Raw genomic sequence first — 24,130 nt, 5'->3', positions numbered from 1 at the left:
GGTCTTATGGGACGCCACTGCGCCGCCGGACGTGTGCTGCCGCTAGTTTCGCGGTGGTGGTTGGGGTTCGAAAGGTGTGTACCACCACCAGTCGGCGCGTTCGCCGGTCGGCCCCGTGCAGGGGGCGACGGCCGGTGGGGGTTGTGTGGGTGGGCGGGCCAGCGAGGCGTTGGTCAGGACCTGGCCGTCGGCGTCGGTGACCACGAGCTGGTGGGCGGGCCCGGTCAGGGTGATCCCCCCGGCATGGTGCAGCCGGTGATGGTACGGACAGACCAGCACCAGATTCTCCAGCTCGGTGAGCCCGCCGTTCTCCCAATGCCGTAGGTGGTGAGCGTGCAGGCCGCGGGTCGCGCCGCAGCCGGGCACCACACAGCAGCGATCCCGATGCTCCAGCGCCCGGCGCAGCCGCCGGTTGACCGTGCGCGTCGAGCGGCCGGCGCCGATCGGGCGTCCGGCGCGTTCGAACCACACCTCACAGGTCGCATCACAGGTCAGGTACTGGCGTTCGGCGTCGGTGAGCAGCGGCCCCAGATGCAGTGCGCCCAGTTTGGTGTCGGCGTCGACGTGGACGACCACGGCGGTGTGCTGGGCGTGCGGGGGCCGGGCCACCTCGCCGTCCCAGCCGCTCTCGATCAACTCCAGGAACGCATCCACGGTGGTGGGCATCGGCGCACGCGGAGCGCCCTCGGCGTCGCCACCCGGGCCGTCGGCGAGATCAGCGAAGACGTCGGAGACGTCGTCCGAGAAGTCACCACCGACGCCATCGGCGTCGGCAACGGAGCTGTCCTCGGGGCCATCGGCGTCGGCAGGGGACTCACCATGGCCACCGTCGGCGTCGGCGTCCGGGTCCTGGTCGTGGTCACGTTTCCAGTCCGCGATCAACCCGTCTCGCTTGCCGGCCAGGGCGGCATCGACCTTGGCGGCCTCGATCTTCGACACCGTGATCCGATACGTCACCGACTCACCATGATCGGTGCGCGAGATCCCGCGTTCTGGCTGCGGCTTCGGGCCCGTATCAGGGCGCGGCTCCAGGCTGACCGCCTTGCGCAACTGGGTCACCGTCGCCACCGACGCCAACTCCACATAATGATCATCAGAACCCTCGGCGGCACGCTCAGCGAGCACCCCGACCTGATCCAACGACAACCGGCCCTCCCGCAACCCGGCCACACACCGCGGAAACTGCCCACCACGCGCCGCCACCGCCGCGATCGTCTTCGCATTACGCGGCGACACCCCGGTCTTCCACGCCACCAACGCCGAAATCGACCGCGCCCCGGTCATCCCCGCCAACCCACCATGATCGATCTCGGCCACGATGTCCACGATCTGCGCATCGATGGCGTTACGCTGACCGGTCAACTCCGCGATCTGCTCGAACAACTCCGCCAACCGCTCCTTCGGCGACACCTCATCGTCAACTAAAGACGCTGCAGCAGAGGACATAACCCCATCAAAGCAGCACCCACCGACAAAAAACGGCGGCTGCGTCAGTCCTCCGGGTTGTATCCCAGATTGGGAGCAAGCCAGCGTTCAGCCTCCTGCAGCGTCCAGCCTTTGCGTTTGGCGTAATCGGCCACCTGGTCCTGCGCCAACCGGCCCACCACGAAGTACTGCGACTGTGGGTGCGAGAAGTACCATCCGCTGACGGCGGCACCGGGCCACATCGCCATCGACTCGGTCAATTCGATTCCGGTGCGCTTCGTGACATCCATGAGGTCGAACAGCGTCGCCTTTTCGGTATGCTCCGGGCAGGCGGGATAACCTGGCGCAGGACGGATTCCGACATACTTCTCGGCGATGAGCGCCTCGTTGTCGAGCTGCTCGGCCGGTTGATATCCCCAGAACTCCTTACGGACCCGTTCATGCATCCGTTCGGCGAAAGCCTCGGCCAACCGGTCGGCGAGGGACTCCAACAGGATCGCGTTGTAATCGTCGTGTGCCGCCTTGAATTCGGCGATCTTGTCTTGACTGTTGAGGCCGGCGGTGACGGCGAAGCCCCCGACATAGTCGGCCAGACCGGTGTCCTTCGGCGCGACGAAGTCACCCAATGACCGATTCGGGATGCCCTCCCGGTGCTCACCCTGCTGACGCAGGTTGCGCAACGTGGTCAGCACCTCGGTGCGGCTGTCGTCGGTGTAGACCTCGATGTCGTCGCCGACGGCATTGGCCGGGAAGAAACCGATCACCCCGTTGGCCTGCAGCCACTTCTCCTTGATCAGAGTGTCGAGCATTTCCTGCGCATCGTCGTAGAGCTTTCGCGCCGCCTCTCCCGAGGCAGGGTTGTTGAGGATGTCGGGAAAGCGCCCCTTCATCTCCCAGGCGTTGAAGAACGGCTGCCAGTCGATGTACTCGCGCAGCTCGGCCAAGTCGTAGTCGGCGAACTCCCTGATGCCGAGCCCATGGGCCGGCACGGGCGGGGTGTAGCCGTCCCAGTCGATGGGCGTGCGGTTGGCACGCGCCTTCTCCAGAGTCAGCATCGGCCGCTCGTTCTTCTGGGCGTGCCGCTCGCGGAGTGAGGCGTAGTCCTTCTCCGTGGACTCGAGCAGCGCCGGACGCTGCCTGTCATCGAGCAGCGCCGCGGCAACGGGCACCGAGCGGGATGCGTCCTTGACCCACACCACCGGACCGCTGCGACGTGGCGCCACCTTCACCGCGGTGTGGGCACGCGACGTGGTCGCACCACCGATCAGCAGCGGGATCTCCAGCCCCTCGCGTTCCATCTCGACGGCGAAGTTGACCATCTCGTCCAACGACGGAGTGATGAGTCCCGACAATCCGATGATGTCGGCGTCGTGCTCCTTGGCCGCGTCGAGAATCTTGTTGGCGGGCACCATCACTCCGAGATCGATCACTTCGAAGTTGTTGCACTGCAACACGACACCGACAATGTTCTTACCGATGTCGTGGACGTCACCCTTGACCGTCGCCATGATGATGGTGCCGTTGGTGTCCTTGGCCCCGGAGCTGCCGGACTGCTCCTTTTCCTCCTCGATGAACGGCAGCAGGTAGGCCACCGCCTTCTTCATCACCCGGGCCGACTTCACCACCTGGGGCAGGAACATCTTGCCGGAGCCGAAGAGGTCACCGACGACGTTCATGCCGTCCATCAGCGGTCCTTCGATCACCTCGATCGGTCGGCCGCCGGCCTCGGCGATCTCCGCGCGCAGTTCCTCGGTGTCGGCGTCGACGTGGGCGTCGATGCCTTTGACCAAAGCGTGCGTGATCCGTTCACGGACCGGAAGTGAGCGCCACTCGGCGGCGCCGGCATCATCGGTTTTCTCGGTTTTGTTGAATCGTTCGGCGATCTCCAGAAGCCGTTCGGCCGCATCCTCGCGCCGGTTGAGCACGACGTCCTCGATGCGCTCGCGCAACTCCGGGTCGATCGAGTCGTAGGGAACCAGTGCACCCGCGTTGACGATGCCCATGTCCAGACCGGCCTTGATGGCGTGGAACAGGAACACCGCGTGAATGGCTTCACGGACCGGGTTGTTGCCGCGGAATGAGAACGACACGTTGGAGATGCCGCCGGAGATGTGCACCCCGGGGAGGTTTTCCTTGATCCAGGCGCAGGCCTCGATGAAGTCGATGCCGTAGGTGGCGTGCTCCTCGATGCCCGTGGCGAGAGCGAAGCAGTTCGGGTCGAAGATGATGTCCTCGGCCGGGAAACCGACCTCTTCGGTCAGGATCCGATAGGCGCGGCCGCAGATCTCCTTACGGCGTTCCAGGTTGTCGGCCTGCCCCTGCTCGTCGAACGCCATCACGACGACGGCGGCGCCGTACTTGCGGCACAGCCGGGCCTCGCGGACGAATTTCTCCTCGCCCTCCTTCAGAGAGATCGAGTTGACGATCGGCTTGCCCTGAACGTTCTTCAGGCCCGCCTCGATGACGTCCCACTTGGAGGAGTCGATCATCACCGGGACGCGGCTGATGTCCGGTTCGGCTGCGACCAGTTTGGTGAACCGGTCCATCGCGGCGACGCCGTCGATCATGCCCTCGTCCATGTTGATGTCGATGACTTGCGCACCCACCTCGACCTGCTGCAGAGCGACCGACAGAGCCGTGTCGTAGTCCTCGGCCTTGATCAGGTTGCGGAACCGGGCGGAACCGGTGATGTTGGTGCGCTCACCGATGTTGACGAACAGCGAGTCGTCGGTGATGTTGAGCGGCTCCAGCCCCGAAAGGCGGGTGGCGACCTCGATTTCGGGCAACTCGCGCGGCGGCTTGCCGTCGACGACCTTGGCGATTTCGGCGATGTGCTGCGGCGCCGTGCCACAGCAGCCGCCGACAAGATTGACCAAACCGGCCTCGGCGAAATCGGCGATGTAGCTGGCCTGACGCTCCGGTGACTCGTCGTATTCGCCGAAGGCGTTGGGCAGTCCGGCGTTCGGGTAGCAGGACACGAAGGTGTCGGCGATCCGCGCCATCTCGGCGATGTAGGGCCTCATCTCCGGCGCGCCGAGCGCGCAGTTCAAGCCGACCGCCAGCGGCTTGACATGCCGGATCGCGTTCCAGAACGCCTCGGTCACCTGGCCGGAGAGGGTGCGCCCCGACGCATCGGTGATGGTGCCCGAGATGATCACCGGCCAGCGGCGTCCACGTTCCTCGAACATCGTCTCGAGGGCGAACACGGCCGCTTTGGCGTTGAGGGAGTCGAAGATCGTTTCGACGAGGATGATGTCGGATCCGCCGTCGACCAGGCCGTTGGCGGCTTCGAGGTACGCGGCGACCAACTGGTCGTAGCTGACGTTACGGGCGCCCGGATCGTTGACGTCGGGCGAAATGGACGCGGTCCGCGTCGTGGGCCCGAGCGTGCCGGCGACGTACCGCGGCTTCTCGGGGGTGCTGAATTCGTCGGCGGCCTTTCGGGCCAGCGCGGCACCGGCATAGTTCAGCTCGTAGCTGAGGTCCTCCATGCCGTAGTCCGCCATCGACACCTTGTTCGCGTTGAACGTGTTTGTTTCGATGATGTCGGCGCCCACCTCGAGGTATTCACGGTGGATCCCCTCGATGATCTGCGGCTGAGTCAAGTTGAGCAGATCGTTGTTGCCCTGCAGCGCGGTCGGCCATTCGGTGAACCGATCTCCGCGGTAGCCGGCTTCGTCCGGGCGGTCACGCTGGATGGCGGTGCCCATCGCGCCGTCGATCACCATGATCCGCTGGCGCAGCGCTGCGGCCAGTGCGTCGGTGCAGTCCGGGCGGATGTTCGGCACGAAGGTGCTCTGATCAACAGCGTTCACGTGCGCTCCTTCCATAGCGGAAGGCGTCCTTGACTCTGCCGAGCGTGGCGGATACCGGCAAAGACCGGAACCGTTGCAACGCCTCTCGACGGAGCAAAGTCTACGTCGTCACCGGACCGACGTCTGGACGCCCATCTCGTCGCAGTCACCGACCACGACCCACCTCGTGACAGCGTCGAGCAGGTCACCTCGTGGTTACGGTCGTGTCCGGCGGTCACTGCCAGGCTAGTCGGCCAGGACAACGCCGTTTGCGACCCCCGTGTTCCCCTGCCACCCCGCGGCACGGGTCGATGACCGTCATCCTGACCACGCAGGGCTTACGCTGGCTGGGTGACACCCTCGGATTTCCGCGGTCCTATGGGATCCGATCTGCCCGACCTGCGCGACGCGATCGTCGTCGCAGCGTTCGAGGGCTGGAACGATGCCGGAGACGCCGCCAGCGACGCGCTCCAGCACCTGGACTCGATATGGCAGGCCGAGCAGATCGTGCAGATCGACGACGAGTCCTACTACGACTACCAGGTCAACCGGCCGGTGATCCGTCAGGTCGACGGAGTGACGCGCGAGTTGGTGTGGCCGTCGATGCGCATCTCGCACTGCCGACCGCCGGGCAGCGACCGCGACATCGTGCTGATGCACGGTGTGGAGCCCAACATGCGCTGGCGCACGTTCTGTGCCGAGCTGCTGGCCATCACCGACAAGCTCAACGTGCAAACCGTCGTGATCCTCGGCGCCTTGTTGGCCGACACGCCGCACACTCGACCGGTACCGGTCTCCGGGGCGGCCTATTCATCGGATTCGGCGAAGACGTTCGGACTGGAGGAGACGCGCTACGAGGGCCCGACCGGCATCGCCGGGGTGTTTCAGGACGCGTGCGTTCAGGCCGGCATTCCCGCGGTGACGTTCTGGGCGGCCGTTCCGCACTATGTGTCCCAGCCGCCCAACCCCAAGGCGACGGTGGCGCTGCTGCGCCGGGTCGAAGATGTGCTCGACATCGAGGTGCCGCTCGCGGATCTGCCGGCGCAGGCCGAGGAATGGGAGCAGGCGGTCACCGAGATGACCTCGGAAGACGATGAGATCGCCGAGTACGTGCAGTCGCTGGAGGAGCGCGGAGACGCCGAAGTGGACATGAACGAGGCGATGGGCAAGATCGACGGCGATGCGCTGGCGGCGGAGTTTGAGCGCTACCTGCGTCGCCGAGGGCAGTAGCCCGACAGAAGACTCCGAGGGCGGTAGCGCCCGACAGAAGACTCCGAGGGCGGTAGCGCCCGAAAAAAGGGGCAGAGGGCGTCAGCGGAAGCGGGCGAGGTAATCCGGCCAGTCCCAGGTCGTGAGGAACTCTTCGCCGGCATGCCGGCCGCGCTGATAGAGCATCCGCTGGGCGTATTCGTCGAGGTCGAAGTCGAGGACGCCCACCGAACTGGTGTCGATGCGGATGGTCCGCGCGCTCACCCAGGGCTGGTTCAGATAGGCCTGGTCACGACCGACCAGGATCGTGGTGACCACCCGTTCGAGCAGCGTGGGGCCGCCGAGCAGGTGCAGCGGCCGCAAAGCCGGGATCACCTGAGCATTGTCGGCGGGTAGGTCGGGCAGCAACGTCACGCCGAACGTGGGCCAGCGCGGTGGCGCGCCGTCCGTGCGGTCCAGCGAATCGATCGGGAAGTTGGACAGCAGTCCACCGTCGACGAGGGTGGAGGTACGACCGTCTGCGCTGGTGAGTGACGCCGGATGGAAGAAGAACGGGATCGCCGTCGACGCGCGGACGGCGTCGGCCACCGACTGGGTGTCGGGATTCAGGCCGTAGAGCCGCTGGTAGTCCCAGGGCAGTCGGACCAGCTGCCCGAGCGTGACGTCGGCGACCGTGACCACCAACCGATAGCGCTGCTCAGGGGGCAGGCTCGTATCGTCGATCGCCAGGTCGGCGAAGGTGCTGACCCCGTAGTCGGCCAGGCGGTCGGCCACCCACCGACGCAACGCTTCGCCCCGGTAGATCCCGTCGCCGGTCAGCGCCCCGAACGCGGGGCCGAGCACCGGAATGCGTTCGACGAAACCCGCGTCGAGGAACTCGCCGTAGTCGATGCTGGTGGCGAGATCTTCGAGCTGGGCGGCCGACAGTCGGCCGGCCTGGGTGGCGGCCGCCAGCACCGCGCCGACCAGCGCTCCGGCGGAGGTGCCCGAGATGCGCTGAGGCAGGTAACCGGCCTGCACCAGCGCCGCGGCGGCACCGGCCAGGGCGATGCCCTTCACTCCGCCGCCGGAGAGCACCAGGTCTGCGCGCAGGGACTCGGTCACGCGGGCGGCTCAGCGCTCTTCGACGGACTTGGTGCGTGAGCCCATCGAGCGGCCCAGCCGCGCCACCTCGGCGTCCATCCGGGGCAGCAGGTCCGGGACGAAGCCACGAATCCGGCTCTCCCCCACCATCGTGGACAGCACCGGCTTGAGCCAGCGCAGCACCCCCACCCACCCCGGGCAGTTGATCTGACGCTTACGGCCCTCGATGCCCGCGACGAACACCTGACCGCACTGCTCGACCGACGTGGTCTGGTTCAGCGGGTACGGCAACTTCGACAGCATCTCGCCGAACGTGGACAGGTCGTCTTTGGTGTCACGTACCAGCGGGGTGTCGATCCACGACATGTGCGCCGAGCCGACATCCACGCCACGATGGGCGACCTCGAGCCGCAGCGCGTTCGCGAAATGCTCCACGGCGGCCTTCGACGCGTTGTACGGCGCCAGGCCCGGCGCGGCCGCGTACGCCGCCAGCGACGAGACGATCAGTACATAGCCGCGGCGCTCGAGGACCGCGGGCAACGCGGCCCGCACGGTGTTGAACACGCCCTTGACATTGACGTCCATCAACGTCTGAAACGCCTCGGGATCGACCTGCAGCACCGATCCGTATGTCGCGATTCCGGCGTTGGCCATCACGACGTCGAGCCCACCGAACCGGTCCACCGCGGCGTCCACCACCTCCTGCATGGCCTGCAGATCACGCACGTCGGCAACCCGGGTGAGCACCCGGTCCGCGCCGAGAGCGTCGGCCAGGTCAGCCAGCGGCGCCTCGTCGAGGTCGGTGAGCACCAGCCGCGCGCCGCGTGCGTGCAGGCGGCGGGCCACCTCGGCGCCGACGCCGCGCGCGCCGCCGGTGATGAAGACTGTCTTTCCGGCTACTGAGCCCATGGCCGCGAAACTACTCCATCGCGCGGCCGCTCGAGGTCGCGATTTTGCCGAAGATTCGCGGCGCGGCGCTGCACAGACGGGCACCCTCGCCGGGGGATCGACAGCCCTCGGACAGCCCAAAAGATGATCTAGAGGCGCACGCCGAGCAGAGCGTCCACCGCGGCGGCGACCGTCGCCCCGGCGGCACCGTCATGCCCGCCGTAGGACAGGGCATCGGTCGCCCAGCCGTCCAGCGCGGCGAGCGCCTTGGGCGTATCCAGGTCGTCGGCCAGGTAACGACGTACCCGGGCGACGACGTCGGTGGCGTCGGGTGCGCCCGCCAACGCGGTGGCGCTGCGGTAGCGGCGCAGGCGGTCGTGCGCCTGTTCGAGCACCTCGTGGCTCCAGAACCGGTCCTCGCGGTAGTGCCCGGAGAGCAGGCCCAGCCGGATGGCGGCGGGATCGACGCCGTCGGCGCGCAGCCCGGACACCAGCACCAGGTTGCCGCGGCTCTTCGACATCTTGTGCCCGTCCCAGCCGATCATGCCCGCGTGGACGTAGTGCCGGGCGAACCTGCGTTCTCCGGTCACGCACTCGGCGTGCGCGGCCGAGAACTCGTGGTGCGGGAAGATCAGGTCACTCCCGCCACCCTGGATGTCGACCACGGTGCCGAGGCGGGTCAGCGCGATCGCGGCGCACTCGACGTGCCACCCGGGTCGGCCGGCACCGAACGGTGAATCCCAGCTCGGCTCGCCCGGACGCTCCATACGCCACAGCAGCGCATCGAGCGGATCCCGTTTGCCGGCGCGCTCGGGGTCTCCCCCGCGCTCAGCTGACAACGTGAGCATGGTGTCGCGGTCGTAACCCGACTCATAACCGAACTGCCCGGTGGCCTCGGCGCGGAAATAGACGTCGGGATATTGCGGGTCGTCGACGACATAGGCGGCACCGGACGCCAACAACTTCTCGACGACCTCGATGACCTCGGCGATCGACTCGGTGGCGGCGATGTAGTCCCGGGGCGGCAGCACCCGCATGGCGGCCATGTCCTCGCGGAACAGGTCGGTCTCCCGGTGGGCCAGCGCCTGCCAGTCCACCCCGTCGCGGTGGGCGCGCTCGAACAGCGGATCGTCGACGTCGGTGATGTTCTGCACGTAGTGGACGTCGTGGCCTGCGTCCAGCCACAGCCGGTTCACCAGGTCGAAGGTCAAGTAGGTCGCTGCGTGCCCCAGATGGGTGGCGTCATAGGGCGTGATCCCGCACACGTACATCGTCGCGGTGCGCCCGGGTGTCACCGGTCGCACCTGACGGTCGGCGCTGTCGTAGAGCCGCAGCGCCGGTCCGCGCCCGGGCAGCGTCGGGACGCTCGGGGCAGACCACGATTGCATGCCGTCGACTCTAGACATCGCCGAATGCGACAACGCGGACGGCGCTTTCATTCCCAACCTCTCATCGCCGGTGAGCCGCCCGGATCTCCTCCAGCAGCAGCGGAGCCAACTCCGGACGGCACATCAGCAGATCAGGCAGGTACGGGTCGCGCCTGTTGTAGACCAGCGGGGCGCCGCCGAGGCGCGAGGCATGCATGCCCGCCGCCCACAGCACGCCGGCCGGCGCAGCCGAATCCCATTCCCACTGCCCGCCGGCGTGGATGTAGGCGTCGACGTCGCCGCGGACCACCGCCATCGCCTTGGCGCCGGCCGATCCGATGCGGACGAGCTGGATGTCCATCTTGTCCCGCAGGGCCCACAGCACCGCGGGCGGCCGGTTGGAACTGGCGGTGATCCGGATCGGGCCGTCGCGCCGCGGTGGCGGTGGGGTCACGGTGTCGGTGCGGTACACCTCTCCGCGCGCAGGCAGTGCGACCGCGGCATCTGTGATGGTGCCGCCTCCGGCAGCGGAAGCGATCGTGCCGCCTCCGGCAGCGGAAGCGATCGTGCCGCCTCCGGCAGCGGAAGTGGCCGTGCCGCCCTCGCCGTGCTTGGAGCGTTGCCACAGAGCGATGTGCACCGCCCAATCGACGCGGCCGGGCAGTGAATATTCGTAGGTGCCGTCCACCGGATCGACGATCCACACCCGGTCGGCGTCGACGCGCGACACATCGTCGACGGCCTCCTCGGACAGCACGGCGTCATGCGGGCGGGCCTGGTGCAGACGGTCCAGGATCAGCGTGTTGGCCCGTTTGTCGCCGGCGTCGCCGAGGTCATACGGGTCGTAGAAGCCGATCTGCTCGCGCATGGCCAGGAGCAGCTCACCGGCCTGCGCGGCCACCTCGGCAGCCAGGGCCGCATCGGTCAGCGTCACCAGCCAAGTAGACCACGTCAAAACGCCGGCCACGGTATCGGGCGGCGCCGGTCGGGCGAAGGCATCACCGGATTACGCAGCAGGGCAACGGCTCTGGATCTCAGTGCGGCGACTTCAGGTGCCGTGATGTGACCGCACAGCTGGTCGTCGAGACCATCGTCGAGTGCGTCGCGCAGCGCCGCCACATCGCCGAGCAGGTGATCGTCGACGGGTTTGCCGGCCCACCCCCACAGCACCGTTCGCAGTTTGTCCTCGACGTGCAGGCTCACCCCGTGGTCCACGCCGTAGACCCGCCCGTCGCGCCCGGACAGCACATGACCGCCCTTGCGGTCGGCGTTGTTGATCAGCACATCGAAGACCGCGACCCGGCGCAGGCGCTCGTCGTCGGCGTGCACCAGGGTCACCTCGTCTCCGGCGTAGTCGTAGGCCTGCAGCACCGCGAGGAAACCGTCCGGCACCCGGCCGGCCGGCAGCAGATCGATCAGGTCCGGGCCGGTGTCCAGCGGGCCTGCGCCGACCGCGGGATCGTCACCGGGTTGGTCGACCCACCGCTGCAACATCCCGGGCCCAGCAGGACCATCCCGAATGATGGTGTACGGCACCACATTCCAGCCCAACGCGGCCGACACCAGATAGGCGCCGAGCTCCCGTCCCGCCAGGGTGCCGTCCGGGAAATCCCACAGCGGCGCCTCGCCGGCCACCGGCTTGTACACGCAATGCACTGTCGTGTCGCCGAGTGTGGCCTCGCACAGAAACGTCGCGTTGCTCGCCGAGCGGATCCGCCCGATGACGGTGAGGTCGCCGCGGCGCAGCACCGTCTCGGCGTCGGCGGCGCCGGACTCAGAGGGCGTCGTCATCGTCGGCTTCGGTCAGCTCGCCCCGCCGGTAGCCGTTGGTACGCACGCAGATGTGCCCCTCGGGATCGAGCGGTTCCTCGCACAGCGGGCAGGGCGGACGACCGGCCGAGATGACCCGATTGGAGCGGTTCGCGAACTCGCGGGCCGACTCGGGGGTCAAGAAGACCCGCACCGCGTCGGGACCCTCCTCGGAGTCGTCGAGCACGACCGAGGCGTCGAACTCGGTTTCCGACACCGCGAGCAACTCCACGACCACCGTCTGCGCCTCGGAATCCCAGCCCAGCCCCATGGTGCCGACCCGGAACTCCGCGTCGACCGGGGTGATCAGTGGGCTCAGGTCCTCGACCTCACCGGTCTCCGGTGGGATCGGCGTGCCGAAGCGGCGGTTGATCTCCAGCAGCAGCGCCGCGATCCGCTCGGCGAGCACCGCGACTTGCTGCTTCTCGAGGATGACCGAGATCACACGCTTGTCGTGGACGGCCTGCAGGTAGAACGTCCGGTTTCCGGGCTGCCCGACAGTCCCGGCCACGAAACGGTCGGGTGTGCGGAAGACGTGGATTTCGCGGGCCATGGCAGTGTCCAAAATACCGGCTACGCCACGTCAGCCGTAATTGCGGCGTCGTTGTTCACTCGGTCGAGCCGCCGACCACGGCTTCACCGCTCGGCACAGCACCGTCACCGGACTTGTCCGGATCGGCGACGACGGCCAGCGCGGGGTTCAACGCGGCGCCGGTGTGGTTGACGTGGACCACGAAGGGCCGCAGCGTGGTGTAGCGGATGACGCTCACCGACGCCGGATCGGCGTTGATCCGCTGGAAGCTGTCCAGATGGGTGCCCAGCGCGTCGGCGAGAACGGCCTTGATGACGTCACCGTGAGTACACGCCACCCAGAGCACGTCAGTGCCGTGCTCGTCGGCCAACCGTCGATCGTGCTCCCTCACCGCCGATACCGCCCGCGCCTGCACCGCGGCCAGCCCCTCGCCGTCGGGGAACACCGCGGCGCTGGGCTGCTGCTGAACCACCGCCCACAACGGCTCCTTCACCAGGTCCCCCAGCTTGCGGCCGGTCCACGCGCCGTAATCGACCTCGGCGAGCCGGTCGTCGACCGCCGGTTCCACACCCAGCGCTGCGGCCAGCGGCTCGACCGTGCGCCCACACCGCAGCAGCGGGGACCGCACGATGGCCCGGATCGGCAACGATCCGATGCGCTCCACCAGCGCCGCGGCCTGCTCGCGGCCGCGGTCGTCGAGGTCGACACCCGGAGAGCGGCCCGCCAGCGTGTGTGCGGTGTTGGAGGTGGAGCGGCCGTGCCTCAGCAGCAGAACGGTCACGTCATCTCTCCCCCTGCCCTCCGGGCGGGCGGTACCCCCACGCGCAAGCGCTCGTCGGTCATGATGCGGCCACCACCCCGGTCGACAACAGAACCAACACCACGACGCCCAACACGATGCGGTACCCCACGAACCAGTACATGCTGTGCCGAACCAGGAATCGCAGGAACCAGGCGACCGCGGCGAACCCGACGACGAAGGCGATCAGGGTCGCGATCAGCAGCTGCGCCCCGCTGGCGGCCATTCCCTCGCCGACCGGGGCGAACGCGTCGGGCAGCGAGAACAGACCGGAGGCGAAAACCGCCGGGATCGCCAGCAGGAACCCGAACCGGGCGGCGAGCTCGCGCTCCATGCCGAGGAACAGGCCCGCGCTGATCGTGGCACCTGAACGCGACACTCCCGGGACCAGGGCCAGGCATTGGGCGAAGCCGACGATGACGGCGTCCTTCCAGGTGAGCTGCTCGACTCGGCGGCTCTGCCGGCCCACGTACTCGGCGGCAGCGATGACCAGCGAGAACACGATCAGCGCGGTGGCCACCAGCCACAGGTTGCGCGCACCGGTGCGGATCTGGTCCTTGAACAGCAGGCCGATCACGCCGATCGGGATGGAGCCGATGATCACCCACCAGCCCAGCCAGTAGTCGGCGTTGCGGCGGACGGCGTCGAACAGACCCGCCCACCACGCCTTGACGATGCGCACGATGTCGCGGGCGAAGTACACCAGCACCGCCGCCTCGGTCCCCAACTGGCTGACCGCGGTGAACGACGCACCGGCGTCGTCGTCGAAGAACACCCTCGAGGCGATCGCCAGATGCCCGGAGGACGACACCGGGAGGAACTCGGTCAGTCCCTGCAGGATCGACAGGACCACCACCTGCAGCCACGACATCGCAGGTACGTCGGTCACGAGGACGACCGTACCGTGGGGGTGGGTCAGCGGCTGTTACGCGGTACCGGTTGCGCATCGGCGACGGCGTCACGCACCACCGCGGTCATGCTGCGCTCGTCACAGAGGTCGACGTCGGTCAGCTTGCGGGTCGCCGTCGCGACCACATCCTCGGCCTGCGGGACCGGTCCGCGCAGTCGCGGCCGGTACACCTCGACGACCAGGGCCTGATGTTCGATGTGGAACGAGAAGCTCCGTCCATCGCCGACCTGGCCGAATCCGCTGGCGTGGACACCCGTGGTGATGTCCTCGACAGCAAAGCCCTGACCATTCATATCGCTATCGGCAAGAAGGGTCATGGTCCGTACCATACCGTCGCTCACGTCAATAGACCTTCCGGACGCGGCAGATTGACCCGTCACAGCTTGAATACACTGGCTGTTCGATCAGGTTTCGTCCGCACAACCGAGAGCTACCCTTTGCCTCGCCGTACAAACACACCGGTCCTGCCGATTCTGCTTCTGGTGGTCGCACTGGCTACCGCGCTGGCGGGCTGTTCCACCAATCCCGCCGACGCGCCACCACCGACGATCGCGCCCGCCAGCGCCGCCGCCTCACCGCCGGCCAGCGCGACACCGGAGGGACAGGTGCTTCCGCTGGCAGCTCCGGCCCAGGCCGCCGTCTTCGACCCGGCAACGCGCTCGCTGGTGGTGCTGGGGCCGAGCGGTGCCGATCGCTCGGTGGTCACCGTCCTGCCCGCCGACGGCGCCCCGGTTCCGGTCGAGCTGGACGGCAGCGCCGGTGCGCTGGTCGCTGACGCAGCCGGCACGGTGCTGCTGCCGACGCGGGGCGGCTATTTCGCGCTGGACGTCGCCGCCGGCGCGGCCGAACGGATCGGGGTCCCCGGGCGGGACGACGTCGACTTCACCGCGCTGGCGCGTCGCGCCGACGGCCGCCTGGTGCTGGGCAGCGCCGACGGGACGGTTTACACACTCGATTCCCAAGGGGACGTCGCGGCGCAGGTGAAGATCTTCGCGCGGGTGGACAGCATCGTCACCCAAGGCGACACCGCGGTGGTGCTCGACCGCGGGCAGACCTCGGTGACCAGCCTCAACGCCGAGGGAACCGACGACGAACACGCGCTGCGCGCCGGTGAGGGCGCGACCACGATGGTGGCGGACGCTGCGGGTCGGGTGCTCGTCACCGACACCCGCGGCGGCGAACTGCTGGTCTACGGCGTCGATCCGCTGATGCTGCGGCAACGCTTCCCGGTGCCGGACGCCCCGTACGGCCTGGTGGCCTCCGGCGGCGACACACCCGTGTTGGCCTGGGTCGCCCAGACGGCGACCAACACCGTGGTTGGTTACGATCTGTCGACCGGAATACCTGTCGAGAAGGTGCGTTATCGAACCGTGCAGCAACCCAACTCACTGGCGTTCGACGATGCATCCGGCACCCTGTATGTGGTGTCGGGGTCCGGTTCCGGCGTCCAGGTGATAGCCGGGGCAGCCCGATGAGCCGAGGTTCGCGCGGCCGCATGCCCGCCGCCTGGGATCAGGCCGTCGCCGAGGACCCCGGCGAATACGAATGGATTCCGCTGCGGCTGCCCCCGGACGTGACCCGCGTCAGCGCCTCGATCCGGTTGTCGATCGAGGCCGAATACCGCGGTTGGGAACTGACCCGGGTGCGCCTCTACACCGACGGCAGCCGCCGGGTGTTACTGCGCCGCAAGAAGCGTGCCCAACCGGCACCGACCCCCGAGGCGCCGGCGTGATCGACGGTCGACGGTGATGTACTCCGCGCTGCGCCGGGTGCTATTCACCGTCGAGCCCGAACGCGTGCACACGTGGGTGTTCGGTGGGCTGCGCGCGGCCACCGCCCCGACGCCGGTGCGCCGGCTGCTCTCCCGACGGCTGCGGCCTCGGGATCCGGCGCTGGCCAGCACCGTGTTCGGGGTGCGGTTCCCGGGCCCGATGGGCCTGGCGGCCGGGTTCGACAAGGACGGTCTGGGACTGCACACGTGGGGGGCGCTCGGCTTCGGTTACGCCGAGGTCGGCACCGTGACCGCGCGGGCGCAACCCGGCAACCCGCAACCGCGGCTGTTCCGGCTGCCCGCCGACCGGGCGCTGCTCAACCGGATGGGTTTCAACAATCACGGTGCCCGCGCGCTGGCGGCGCAACTCACCGATCATGTTCCCGACGTGCCCGTCGGGGTGAACATCGGCAAGACCAAGGCGACACCGCCGGACCGGGCGGCCGACGACTACGCCGAGAGCGCCCGCCTGCTCGGCCCGCTGGCGTCCTACCTGGTGGTCAACGTCAGTTCGCCGAACACGCCAGGTCTGCGGGATCTTCAGTCGGTGCAGTCGCTGCGTCCCATCCTGGCCGCAGTGCTGGCCCAGACCTCGACACCGGTGCTGGTGAAGATCGCCCCGGATCTCGCCGACGACGACATCGACCAGATCGCCGATCTGGCCGTCGAACTCGGGCTGGCGGGGATCGTCGCCACCAACACCACGATTTCCCGCGACGGTCTGGCCACCCCCGGCGTGGCCGAACTGGGGCCGGGCGGAATCTCCGGGCCGCCGGTCGCGCGCCGCGCGGCCGAGGTGCTGCGACGCCTCTACCGGCGCGTCGGTGACCGCCTGGTGCTGGTCAGCGTCGGCGGGATCGAGACCGCCGACGACGCCTGGGACCGCATCACCTCGGGTGCCTCCCTGCTGCAGGGCTACACCGGCTTCGTCTACGGCGGCGGACTGTGGGCCAAGTCGATCAACGACGGCATCGCCCGCCGCCTGCACTCCGGCGGGTTCACCAGCCTCGCCGACGCGGTGGGCTCGGCGGCGCACCCGTGACGTCGGGTGGTTGTCGCCGTCGAGCGACGACAACCACCCCGACATCACTTCTGCTCGTGGGTGCCGTGGATCAGGGCCCGGGCGATGGCGTGGCTGAACAAGTTGAAGCCCAGATACGCCGGGGTCCCTTCAGCGGGGACATCGAGCTTCTCCACGTCCACCGCGTGCACGGCGACGATGTAGCGGTGCGGCCCGTGCCCCGGCGGCGGGGCGGCGCCGATGTAGCGCTTGAGACCGGCGTCGTTGGCCAGCGTGACGGCCTCGCCGGGCAGTCCGCTGCCGTCGCCCACCCCGGCGGGAAGATCGGTGACCGTGGCGGGCAGGTTGAACACCGCCCAGTGCCAGAAACCCGACGCCGTGGGCGCATCGGGGTCGTACACGGTGACCGCGAAGCTGCGGGTCTCCTCCGGGAAGCCCGACCAGCTCAACTGGGGTGAGATGTCCGACCCGCCGGCGCCCATGATGCCGCTGACCTGATCGTTGGCGAGCGGCTGACCGTCGTCGAAGGACTCCGACGTCACGGTGAACGTCGGCAACTCGGGCAGGAAATCGTAGGGATTGTACGGAAATGCCATGTGCGGTCAGTCCTTTCAATCGTCGTTCGGTGTCTAGCTGTGCAGCAGGAAGTGTTCGAGGACCTGCGCGCCGAACCGCAACGCGTCAACGGGTACCCGCTCGTCGACCCCGTGGAACAACGCGGCGAAGTCCAGTTCCGGCGGCAGCCGCAGCGGCGCGAACCCGAAACAGCGAATACCCAAGCGGGCGAAGTGTTTTGCATCGGTTCCGCCGGACAGCATGTAGGGCACGGTGCGGGCGTCGGGGTCGTGGGCCAGGATCGCCGAGTTCATCGCTTCGAGCAGTTCCCCGTCGAACGGGGTCTCGTACGACGGCAGGTTGGTGATCCATTCGCGCTGCACGTCGGGGCCTATCAGTTCGTCAACTTCGCGCTCGAACGCGGCGAGGCGGCCGGGCAGCACCCGGCAGTCGATCACGGCCTCGGCGGTCGCCGGGATGACGTTGGCTTTGTAGCCGGCCTTGAGCATCGTCGGGTTGGCGGTGTCGCGCAGCGTGGCTCCGACGATGCGGGCGATACCGCCGAGTTTGGCGACGGTGCCGTCGATGTCCGGGGAAGCGGGGTCGAACGCGTAGCCGGTCTCCTCGGCCACCGCGGTCAGGAACTGTTCCACCGACTCGGTCAGCACGATCGGGAAGCGGTGCCGGCCCAGCTTCGCCACGGCCTCGGAGACCGCGGTGACGGCATTGTCGTCGTGCACCATCGAGCCGTGGCCGGCCCGCGCCCGCGCGGTCAGGCGCATCCACAGCATCGCCTTCTCGGCCGTCTCGACGAGGTATAGCCGCCGTTCACCGCCGTCGCGGCGCGGCACCGTCAGCGAGAACCCGCCGACCTCACCGACCGCTTCGGTGACGCCGGCGAACAGGTCGGGACGGTTCTCGACCAGCCATTTGCAGCCGTAGTTGCCGCCGGCCTCCTCGTCGGAGACGAACGCGAACACCAGGTCGCGCGGGGGGACGATGCCGGCGCGTTTGAAGTGCCGGGCGACCGCCAGGATCATCCCGACCATGTCCTTCATGTCGACTGCGCCGCGCCCCCACACGTAGCCGTCCTCGATGGCACCGGAGAACGGGTGCACACTCCAGTCGGCGGCCTCGGCGGGCACCACGTCGAGGTGTCCGTGCAGCATCAAGGCCCCGCGGGACCGGTCCGCCCCGGGGAGCCGGGCGAAGACATTGGCGCGCCCGGGTGCCCCTGCCTCGATGTACTCGCTCTCCAGGCCGACCTCGGCGAGCTGCTCGGCCACCCAGCGGGCGCACTCGGCCTCCCCCTTCGTGGTGGCGGGGTCACCGGTGTTGGAGGTGTCGAACCTGATGAGGGTGCTGACAAGGTCGACGACTTCGTCGCTGGGTGTCGGCCGACCCGGAATTGGACCACTCACAGTTCCCTTTCCTACCATTGATCCCCGAACGGGCCCCGCCCCCGGGTTTGGGGCTGGGTTTGGGGCCGGGGCGGGGAATCCGATAGCCTTAGGCGCCCACAGCAGGTCCGAGTGGCGGAATGGCAGACGCGCTAGCTTGAGGTGCTAGTGCCCTATTAACGGGCGTGGGGGTTCAAGTCCCCCCTCGGACACATCCGGCGACACGACTCAGGTCGGCAGTCGCCGTGACTCGCCGAAGATGCGGGTCGTAGTCGAGACGCAGGCCCAAGCTTGCGTACACCTCGGCGCGCTCAGCTCCGGTTGCCGCGCCGAGGATGACCGACAGTCCGCCTAACTCCTTAACTAACTCACTGATCTCGGCGGCACACATGGCGCGGGGCCGCTCCACTCGCTCAACGCGTGCCCTCAGCTCGTCGCGCTCGGCGGTACGTTGACGCAACGCAGCAGTTAGATCCTCAACGGCCACGCCAGACTCCACGGCGGTGATCAAGGCAGCCACTTTGGCATTCGCCTCGCTCAGCTGGCGCTGCAAGGCGGCGTAGCCAGGTCCGGCCGCCGGGTCCACGTCTTGCCCGCGTGCGAGGTCTTCTGGATCGGCCAGAGTGGCGATCCATTCGTCGAGTCGCGCTGTCACTGCGTCTTCGCGGAGATAGACGGTGCGCGGATGATCACTCAGGTCCACAGGTACAGAACGTGACTTGCCGAACTCACAACGGTAGAGGATCCGCGTTGTTTGCTTCCCCGGCCGGGCGGCGCCCTGCATTCGCCGTCCACATGCGGCGCAGAACAGCAGCCCACGCAGCGCATACGGCACTGTCGATTCTCTGCTGCACACGCGACCGGGACCACGCCGCGCCTGCATCCGGAGACGAACAGCCTGCGCCAGCTCATCAGGGATCAGCTCTTCGTGCGTGCGTCGATCGGGTGCGATCCAGTCGGCCCGATCGCGCCACCGCATGCGAGTCTCATATCCCGCGGCGACATCATCGGGGTTCAAAAGGACCTCATACTTCTCCTGCTTGCCCCAGACACGGATACCGCGGTACGCAGGGTTGTCGAGAATGGCGCGGATCGCCGAATGGGACCATCCACGTGGGTCACGATGCCGGTTCCGTGCCGGGTCGTATTGGCTCGGTGATGGCACTCCATCGTCGGTGAGCTGCTGTGCGATGAAGCGCAAGCCAGCACCATCGGCATACATGCGATAGATCCGCTCGACGGTCGGGGCGGTCTCGGGGTCAGGCTCCAGGCGGTGAAGACGCTGCCCAAGACTTGCCTTGGCGGGGTTTGGGTGCGGGCCGGCATCGACGAGTTGATAACCGTACGGTGGGCGACCGCCGAGGTATCTGGTTGTGTCCTGCGCGAGTGCCGACATCGCGGTACGCACGCGCATCTGGATTCGCGCACGTTCTCCCTTGCTCATTCCGCCAAAGAGCGTCATCACGAGGTCGTGTGCCTCGGATCCGGGATCAACCGCTCCGCCAACTTCAGGCACCCATAGGCCGACCCCGTAGTGCGTGAGCACCGGGAAGGTGAGCGCAAATTGCGGTCCGTAGAACGCGCGAGCAGGTTCCCCGATCACGACGGCATCGAAGCCACGGCCACGAGAAGTGACATCTGCGAGCAGACGTGAAGCCTCCGGCCTGCGTTTCCAGGGAAGCGACCGGCTCTGGCCTATATCGAAGTAGTCGGCGGCGAGGACGCCGCCATGCGGACTGATCAGATCGATGGCACGACGTTTCTGCCAGCTGCGGCTCGCCTCCGGATCTTGGGCGTCCTCGGTACTCACTCGGCCATAGAAGGCGAACCTGAGGCTCATGCCACTCCCCTCCCTGATCTAGGCGTCCGGTCCCGCATAGCCAGTATGACGTTTACCAGCGCGCGGTTGGCCTCGCGCGGGAGCCGATACCGGTTCGGCAGGTCAATTTCAACACCTCCCTCTGACATGTTCGGAGCATCGACTCGAACGTCACACTCGGAGCGAGCATGTGTCGTAGTCGGGCATCTTTCAGCCATCGCTTGCCCCTAGCGGATCCCATTGTTCGTTGTGGGCTTGGCGACGTGCTTCTACCAGTCCGATGAGGCGGGAGTGGATGCGTTGGAGGGCCGCGGAATAGACGAGACTGCGATCGCCGAGGCTGCCGAGGCCGGCACGTTCGAACTCCCACGCCACCAGATCATCGCGACCGGCGAAGTCACAGTTGGGATCGTATTGGTATGCAGTGCTTTTCAAGCGTTCTTCACGCGTCCAAATGGCGCGCTGTTCGCGCAGCACGGTCATGGTAGTGGAATAACGGCGGGATTTGCTGGTGATGTGGCCGCGGAATCCGAGGGTGTGCAACCACCGCCCGATGCCGGACAGTCCTTTGTCCGCGAGATCGCTGATGGTGGTCAGGATGGTCCGCACATGCTCTGACACGTCCAGGTCGGGTATGGCTTCCGTAGATAGGCGGCGCGCGCTGATTCCGAGGTCTACCAAGGATTTGGTGACATACTTGGCGAGATAGCGTGCCACCAGCCGGCCAGACATGGACCGTCCTGAGCCTGACCCTGGTTCTGGTTCTGGTTCTGGTGGAGCACTTTTCACTGGTTTTGCGGATGCGGCGAGGGGTTGGGTGTCGATCTGTGTGCCGAAACGCATCGTCCGCGCATCGGTATCAGCGGTCGGATCGTCGATGGTGAGCGTGACGGTGCGGGCGGCGTGTTGGATGATGGTGGCGAGTTCGACTGCACCGATGGGTGATTCCCAATCGGTCTGATCGGGGTCGTCTTGGGGGTCCAGGCGGATCAGGGCGTGGATGTGTGGGATGGCGCGGGCTTGCAGTTCGACGATTTTGATGAAGCTCACCCGCACCGCATCCGGATCCACACCGGTGGCTTTCAGTTCTTTGCGGAGGGTGCGCCGCATGGTGATGGTGAAGCGTCGCCACAGTTCGGGAAGATGCCAGGCGAACAGGACATGCCCGGCATAGTCGTAGCACTCCGGACAGAGCGGCTGACCGACCCGCTCGTCGCCATGATCATGGGACATGCTGCACCACAATTGTTTTCCATGCGGGCAGCGGCGGTAGCCGCCGATCCGGTGCTGGTCTCGGCATACCTGCGCTTTCTTGTCCCCCGACGTCGTGGCGGTGTGGACGGCCCCGAAGCTGGGGGCAGTCAGGGTGAGGAAAACTTGCGGATGATCGCCCACCGCGGTGGGCATGCCGTGGTGGCCTCCCGCAGCGCCGGCGTGCACGAGTTGCCAGGTGTCGCGGGCGTAGAGATCTGAACACGACGGGCAAATGTGGGCGCGACGGTTGTTGCACCGCGTCCACACCACCCGCTGACGCCCGTACTCATCGGTACCGATCAGCTGGATGGGGTGAGCGCAGAATCCGACGGATTCTGCTCGTCGCCACCAGGATTGGTATCCCATCGACGCGGCCCGGCGCACCATCTGCTCGACCACTCGGGTGGTATCAACTGTATCCGGAACACCCGGCAGGGCAAGCTGCGCCGATGTCATGGAGCTATTCACCGCTGCCCTCACCCACGGTGTGCCCGGTATCGGTGTTGTGTGGATGGTGGGTCTTGTTCGGTCGGCTCGGGGGTCGGCGGAACCGAGTGGCCAGCGCGGTGATGTCGTGGTCGGTGACGTGGAAGGCCCGCACCCGCTGGGCGTAGGCGGTGCCGTCAACCATCATGTAGCCAACACCCGGTGTCGCGTCGGGGATGCGGTCACATTCGGCGCCGGCATCGCGTGCTCCCTGTCCCAGGACCATAGTGGTTTGGGTGGCTTCAGTCAGGCGCAACCCGATCCGCACCGTGAACAGCTGCCTTAACGGCAGGGTGTCTTTGGCGGGGTCTTGCACCGCGGCGACGACGCTGATGCCGACTGCGCGGCCTTGCGAGAGCAGGAGGCCCAGGAGTTGTTCGATTTCGGTGCGGACCTTGCGGTCGGTCACATACGCACTCAGTGCTGCGATTTCATCGATCACTACCACGAACAACGGCTCCGACGTCGTGGGAGTGTGTAGTCGGGTGTGGCCGCGCAGACGATTCGCCCGGGCGTGCATCACCGTGACGAGCTGGCGTAGCAGCTCCAGGGTGGTGTCGGTGGCGTCGTGGGTGAACACGGTGAACAGGGGTGCTCCGGCACCGAGTTCCATGCCACCTTTGGGGTCGATGACACATAACCGCACCAGTCCGGTCTTCACCGCGGGGGCGATGCCGGCGATCAACGACCACAGCACTGAGCCTTTACCTGCGCCGGTTGCCCCGGCGATCAGCACATGGTGACCGAGCAGCGGCACTTGCCACCAATGCCGCGTTTCGGTGATCCCGACCCGCACCAGCGCCAGGTCCACCGGGGTTGCCGGGGCGGGCATGGGCAGGACGATCGGTTCAGCGAGCACGTCTGCCCGCATTAAAGTGATGCGCAGTTCGCCAGGCGAGGTGGCGGTGATGCTGATGCGGTCGGCGCGCCACGCGGCGGCCAGCGCGTCGGACTGTTTATGCCAATCTGCCACGGACTGGCCGGTGACGATGCGCACCGCCAGCACATCGGTGGTTTTACCGATTGTCACCGTGCGCAGGGTGGGAGTGAGGGTGCGGCCGCCGAGTGTGGCCGTCAGGCCGTGCAAGGTGCAGGTCGATTCCCAGGTGCGGGTGTAGCGCGACCACGTGAGCCAGCGCCGCCGTACCGGTTCGGTCACCCAGGCGCGAAATGACCCCGGTTGGAGCCAGGCCCAGCCCGCATACCCGGCACTGCACACGATCGCGCAGATCAGGCCCACGCGTGGGCCGTGGCTGATGGCAAGCACGAGGCTGGCGATGATGGGCACGTTGATCGCCGGGAACAGCACCGCCCACCAGAGCACATACCCGGCTGCGGTGAACAGCGACATGACCAGTTCTCCGAACCAGTCGTCATCGCCTGATCCACTGTTGGTGGTGTTCTTATTGTTCGATGTCATGAGAGATGCCCTCCGTGAGCGTGTGGTCAACAGCAATGCCCGGGGTGGCGGGGTGCGGTGATCGGTTCACCGCACCCCACACCCGCTTGGGGTTACTTCTGCGGGCGTGTCTGCTCACTCGGCGCAGCACCACTGGCGGTGGCGGGGGTGAGGGCATCAGCGCGGAACGCCACCCCGCTGCGATCACCTTGGGCCCACGGGATGGCCACCAGACCAACCACCGAAATAGACTGCGTGACTGTAACTTTGGGGTCTCCTGCCACGGTGACATTGAGTACTTCGCCGCCGGAGTCATCCAGCGCGAGGACCTGGGTGGCGTACATCGGCATCCCGGTGGCGGTGTCGACTTTCGGGGCGCCGGTTTCGAAGTTCAGCCGTGGCTCCGGAGCGCGGGTGACGATAAAACGAGTTCCAGACGTATCGATTCTCAAACGCATTGTCCTACTAGTCCTTTCGTGAGATGTTGACGCCGGTCCGGCGCTGGATTCAGTTCACGTGGACATCACGGACGTTGCGAGAGACATGTGCCGACATTTCCGACACATCCACGGGCATTTCGGACACGGCCGGACATACCCACGGACATCA

At 67.2% G+C, this 24,130-nt stretch carries 21 protein-coding genes and 1 tRNA gene; 5 read left to right on the top strand and 17 right to left on the bottom strand.

Translation table 11 applies throughout. The annotated features are described in order from the left end of the window. Positions 1-42 precede the first annotated feature (42 nt). The gene (locus ACEWX3_RS12670) at positions 43-1,446 is read right to left on the bottom strand and encodes a DUF222 domain-containing protein (RefSeq protein WP_374159544.1); all 1,404 of its coding nucleotides are present in this window, start codon (positions 1,444-1,446) and stop codon (positions 43-45) included. 44 nt (positions 1,447-1,490) lie between these two features. Continuing rightward, positions 1,491-5,255 carry a methionine synthase gene (gene metH, locus ACEWX3_RS12665; protein ID WP_374159543.1) on the bottom strand — a complete coding sequence of 1,255 codons (3,765 nt, stop codon included), beginning with the start codon at positions 5,253-5,255 and terminating at the stop codon, positions 1,491-1,493. Between the two features lie 342 nt (positions 5,256-5,597). Between metH and ACEWX3_RS12660 the strand changes: the two genes are divergently transcribed. Beyond that, positions 5,598-6,449, top strand: a complete 852-nt coding sequence (locus ACEWX3_RS12660; RefSeq protein WP_374159848.1) for a PAC2 family protein — start codon at positions 5,598-5,600, stop codon at positions 6,447-6,449. A gap of 81 nt (positions 6,450-6,530) precedes the next feature. Here ACEWX3_RS12660 and ACEWX3_RS12655 read toward each other — a convergent pair whose 3' ends face one another. The 9 genes from ACEWX3_RS12655 to ACEWX3_RS12615 form a co-directional block, all read right to left on the bottom strand. Next, complete coding sequence (locus ACEWX3_RS12655; protein ID WP_207067051.1) at positions 6,531-7,532, bottom strand: patatin-like phospholipase family protein; 1,002 nt, start codon at positions 7,530-7,532, stop codon at positions 6,531-6,533. Between the two features lie 9 nt (positions 7,533-7,541). Next, positions 7,542-8,420 carry an SDR family oxidoreductase gene (locus ACEWX3_RS12650; RefSeq protein WP_207067050.1) on the bottom strand — a complete coding sequence of 293 codons (879 nt, stop codon included), beginning with the start codon at positions 8,418-8,420 and terminating at the stop codon, positions 7,542-7,544. 128 nt (positions 8,421-8,548) lie between these two features. After that, a complete protein-coding gene (mshC, locus tag ACEWX3_RS12645; RefSeq protein WP_374159542.1) occupies positions 8,549-9,787 on the bottom strand; it encodes a cysteine--1-D-myo-inosityl 2-amino-2-deoxy-alpha-D-glucopyranoside ligase in 1,239 nt (412 codons plus the stop codon). Between the two features lie 61 nt (positions 9,788-9,848). Then, positions 9,849-10,700, bottom strand: a complete 852-nt coding sequence (locus ACEWX3_RS12640; RefSeq protein ID WP_286183016.1) for a 3'(2'),5'-bisphosphate nucleotidase CysQ — start codon at positions 10,698-10,700, stop codon at positions 9,849-9,851. Between the two features lie 17 nt (positions 10,701-10,717). Continuing rightward, on the bottom strand, positions 10,718-11,557 hold the full coding sequence (locus tag ACEWX3_RS12635; RefSeq protein WP_207067048.1) for an SCO1664 family protein: 840 nt from the start codon (positions 11,555-11,557) through the stop codon (positions 10,718-10,720). Then, positions 11,541-12,128 (bottom strand): DUF3090 domain-containing protein, encoded by a 588-nt coding sequence (locus tag ACEWX3_RS12630; RefSeq protein ID WP_207067047.1) that lies wholly within the window; start codon positions 12,126-12,128, stop codon positions 11,541-11,543. Before ACEWX3_RS12630 ends, ACEWX3_RS12635 begins: the two co-directional genes overlap by 17 nt. Positions 12,129-12,183: 55 nt before the next feature. Continuing rightward, positions 12,184-12,888, bottom strand: coding sequence for a histidine phosphatase family protein (locus ACEWX3_RS12625; RefSeq protein ID WP_207067046.1), 705 nt, complete (start codon positions 12,886-12,888; stop codon positions 12,184-12,186). A gap of 58 nt (positions 12,889-12,946) precedes the next feature. Then, positions 12,947-13,777, bottom strand: coding sequence for an undecaprenyl-diphosphate phosphatase (locus ACEWX3_RS12620; RefSeq protein WP_207067060.1), 831 nt, complete (start codon positions 13,775-13,777; stop codon positions 12,947-12,949). A 44-nt stretch (positions 13,778-13,821) separates the two neighbouring features. Continuing rightward, entirely contained in the window at positions 13,822-14,133 is a 312-nt protein-coding gene (locus tag ACEWX3_RS12615; protein WP_207067045.1) for a hypothetical protein, read from the bottom strand. 156 nt (positions 14,134-14,289) lie between these two features. On the opposite strand from ACEWX3_RS12615, the gene ACEWX3_RS12610 reads away from it, so the two are divergent. From ACEWX3_RS12610 to ACEWX3_RS12600, 3 genes are read left to right on the top strand one after another with little or no spacing between them, the layout of a single operon-like run. Next, on the top strand, positions 14,290-15,291 hold the full coding sequence (locus ACEWX3_RS12610) for a YncE family protein (RefSeq protein ID WP_373889064.1): 1,002 nt from the start codon (positions 14,290-14,292) through the stop codon (positions 15,289-15,291). Continuing rightward, complete coding sequence (locus tag ACEWX3_RS12605; RefSeq protein WP_152517588.1) at positions 15,288-15,548, top strand: DUF5703 family protein; 261 nt, start codon at positions 15,288-15,290, stop codon at positions 15,546-15,548. Before ACEWX3_RS12610 ends, ACEWX3_RS12605 begins: the two co-directional genes overlap by 4 nt. A 16-nt stretch (positions 15,549-15,564) precedes the next feature. Continuing rightward, on the top strand, positions 15,565-16,629 hold the full coding sequence (locus ACEWX3_RS12600; protein ID WP_374159541.1) for a quinone-dependent dihydroorotate dehydrogenase: 1,065 nt from the start codon (positions 15,565-15,567) through the stop codon (positions 16,627-16,629). A gap of 44 nt (positions 16,630-16,673) precedes the next feature. Here the strand turns inward: ACEWX3_RS12600 and ACEWX3_RS12595 are convergent, their stop codons facing one another. Together ACEWX3_RS12595 and ACEWX3_RS12590 are read right to left on the bottom strand one after the other, a co-directional pair. Continuing rightward, positions 16,674-17,204, bottom strand: a complete 531-nt coding sequence (locus ACEWX3_RS12595; RefSeq protein ID WP_163676300.1) for a YbhB/YbcL family Raf kinase inhibitor-like protein — start codon at positions 17,202-17,204, stop codon at positions 16,674-16,676. Between the two features lie 33 nt (positions 17,205-17,237). Next, positions 17,238-18,602 (bottom strand): M20/M25/M40 family metallo-hydrolase, encoded by a 1,365-nt coding sequence (locus ACEWX3_RS12590; protein ID WP_374159540.1) that lies wholly within the window; start codon positions 18,600-18,602, stop codon positions 17,238-17,240. A gap of 87 nt (positions 18,603-18,689) precedes the next feature. On the opposite strand from ACEWX3_RS12590, the gene ACEWX3_RS12585 reads away from it, so the two are divergent. After that, a tRNA-Leu gene (locus tag ACEWX3_RS12585) sits at positions 18,690-18,775 on the top strand. Here ACEWX3_RS12585 and ACEWX3_RS12580 read toward each other — a convergent pair. From ACEWX3_RS12580 to ACEWX3_RS12565, 4 genes are all read right to left on the bottom strand, one after another. Beyond that, on the bottom strand, positions 18,757-20,403 hold the full coding sequence (locus ACEWX3_RS12580) for a recombinase family protein (protein ID WP_011560558.1): 1,647 nt from the start codon (positions 20,401-20,403) through the stop codon (positions 18,757-18,759). The two genes, ACEWX3_RS12585 and ACEWX3_RS12580, sit on opposite strands and share 19 nt — an antisense overlap. 189 nt (positions 20,404-20,592) lie before the next feature. Continuing rightward, positions 20,593-22,092, bottom strand: coding sequence for a replication initiator (locus ACEWX3_RS12575; RefSeq protein ID WP_011560559.1), 1,500 nt, complete (start codon positions 22,090-22,092; stop codon positions 20,593-20,595). A 4-nt stretch (positions 22,093-22,096) separates the two neighbouring features. Further along, on the bottom strand, positions 22,097-23,542 hold the full coding sequence (locus ACEWX3_RS12570) for an FtsK/SpoIIIE domain-containing protein (protein ID WP_011560560.1): 1,446 nt from the start codon (positions 23,540-23,542) through the stop codon (positions 22,097-22,099). Positions 23,543-23,634: 92 nt separating this feature from the next. Continuing rightward, positions 23,635-23,979: a hypothetical protein gene (locus ACEWX3_RS12565; RefSeq protein WP_011560561.1), complete on the bottom strand. Its 345-nt coding sequence runs from the start codon at positions 23,977-23,979 to the stop codon at positions 23,635-23,637. Between the last annotated feature and the right edge of the window lie 151 nt (positions 23,980-24,130).

The organism is Mycobacterium sp. G7A2 (assembly GCF_041902445.1).
Lineage (GTDB): Bacteria > Actinomycetota > Actinomycetes > Mycobacteriales > Mycobacteriaceae > Mycobacterium.
This window is presented reverse-complemented; position numbering and strand designations above follow the sequence as displayed.

What these genes read in the sequence shown, in the direction of transcription:
- ACEWX3_RS12670 (WP_374159544.1), bottom strand. Translation starts at nt 1,446, where the DNA reads ATGTCCTCTGCTGCAGCGTCTTTAGTTGACGATGAGGTGTCGCCGAAG.
- metH (WP_374159543.1), bottom strand. Translation starts at nt 5,255, where the DNA reads ATGGAAGGAGCGCACGTGAACGCTGTTGATCAGAGCACCTTCGTGCCG.
- ACEWX3_RS12660 (WP_374159848.1), top strand. Translation starts at nt 5,598, where the DNA reads ATGGGATCCGATCTGCCCGACCTGCGCGACGCGATCGTCGTCGCAGCG.
- ACEWX3_RS12650 (WP_207067050.1), bottom strand. Translation starts at nt 8,420, where the DNA reads ATGGGCTCAGTAGCCGGAAAGACAGTCTTCATCACCGGCGGCGCGCGC.
- mshC (WP_374159542.1), bottom strand. Translation starts at nt 9,787, where the DNA reads ATGCAATCGTGGTCTGCCCCGAGCGTCCCGACGCTGCCCGGGCGCGGA.
- ACEWX3_RS12635 (WP_207067048.1), bottom strand. Translation starts at nt 11,557, where the DNA reads ATGACGACGCCCTCTGAGTCCGGCGCCGCCGACGCCGAGACGGTGCTG.
- ACEWX3_RS12630 (WP_207067047.1), bottom strand. Translation starts at nt 12,128, where the DNA reads ATGGCCCGCGAAATCCACGTCTTCCGCACACCCGACCGTTTCGTGGCC.
- ACEWX3_RS12620 (WP_207067060.1), bottom strand. Translation starts at nt 13,777, where the DNA reads ATGTCGTGGCTGCAGGTGGTGGTCCTGTCGATCCTGCAGGGACTGACC.
- ACEWX3_RS12615 (WP_207067045.1), bottom strand. Translation starts at nt 14,133, where the DNA reads ATGACCCTTCTTGCCGATAGCGATATGAATGGTCAGGGCTTTGCTGTC.
- ACEWX3_RS12605 (WP_152517588.1), top strand. Translation starts at nt 15,288, where the DNA reads ATGAGCCGAGGTTCGCGCGGCCGCATGCCCGCCGCCTGGGATCAGGCC.
- ACEWX3_RS12600 (WP_374159541.1), top strand. Translation starts at nt 15,565, where the DNA reads ATGTACTCCGCGCTGCGCCGGGTGCTATTCACCGTCGAGCCCGAACGC.
- ACEWX3_RS12595 (WP_163676300.1), bottom strand. Translation starts at nt 17,204, where the DNA reads ATGGCATTTCCGTACAATCCCTACGATTTCCTGCCCGAGTTGCCGACG.
- ACEWX3_RS12590 (WP_374159540.1), bottom strand. Translation starts at nt 18,602, where the DNA reads ATGGTAGGAAAGGGAACTGTGAGTGGTCCAATTCCGGGTCGGCCGACA.
- ACEWX3_RS12580 (WP_011560558.1), bottom strand. Translation starts at nt 20,403, where the DNA reads ATGAGCCTCAGGTTCGCCTTCTATGGCCGAGTGAGTACCGAGGACGCC.
- ACEWX3_RS12575 (WP_011560559.1), bottom strand. Translation starts at nt 22,092, where the DNA reads ATGACATCGGCGCAGCTTGCCCTGCCGGGTGTTCCGGATACAGTTGAT.
- ACEWX3_RS12570 (WP_011560560.1), bottom strand. Translation starts at nt 23,542, where the DNA reads ATGACATCGAACAATAAGAACACCACCAACAGTGGATCAGGCGATGAC.
- ACEWX3_RS12565 (WP_011560561.1), bottom strand. Translation starts at nt 23,979, where the DNA reads ATGCGTTTGAGAATCGATACGTCTGGAACTCGTTTTATCGTCACCCGC.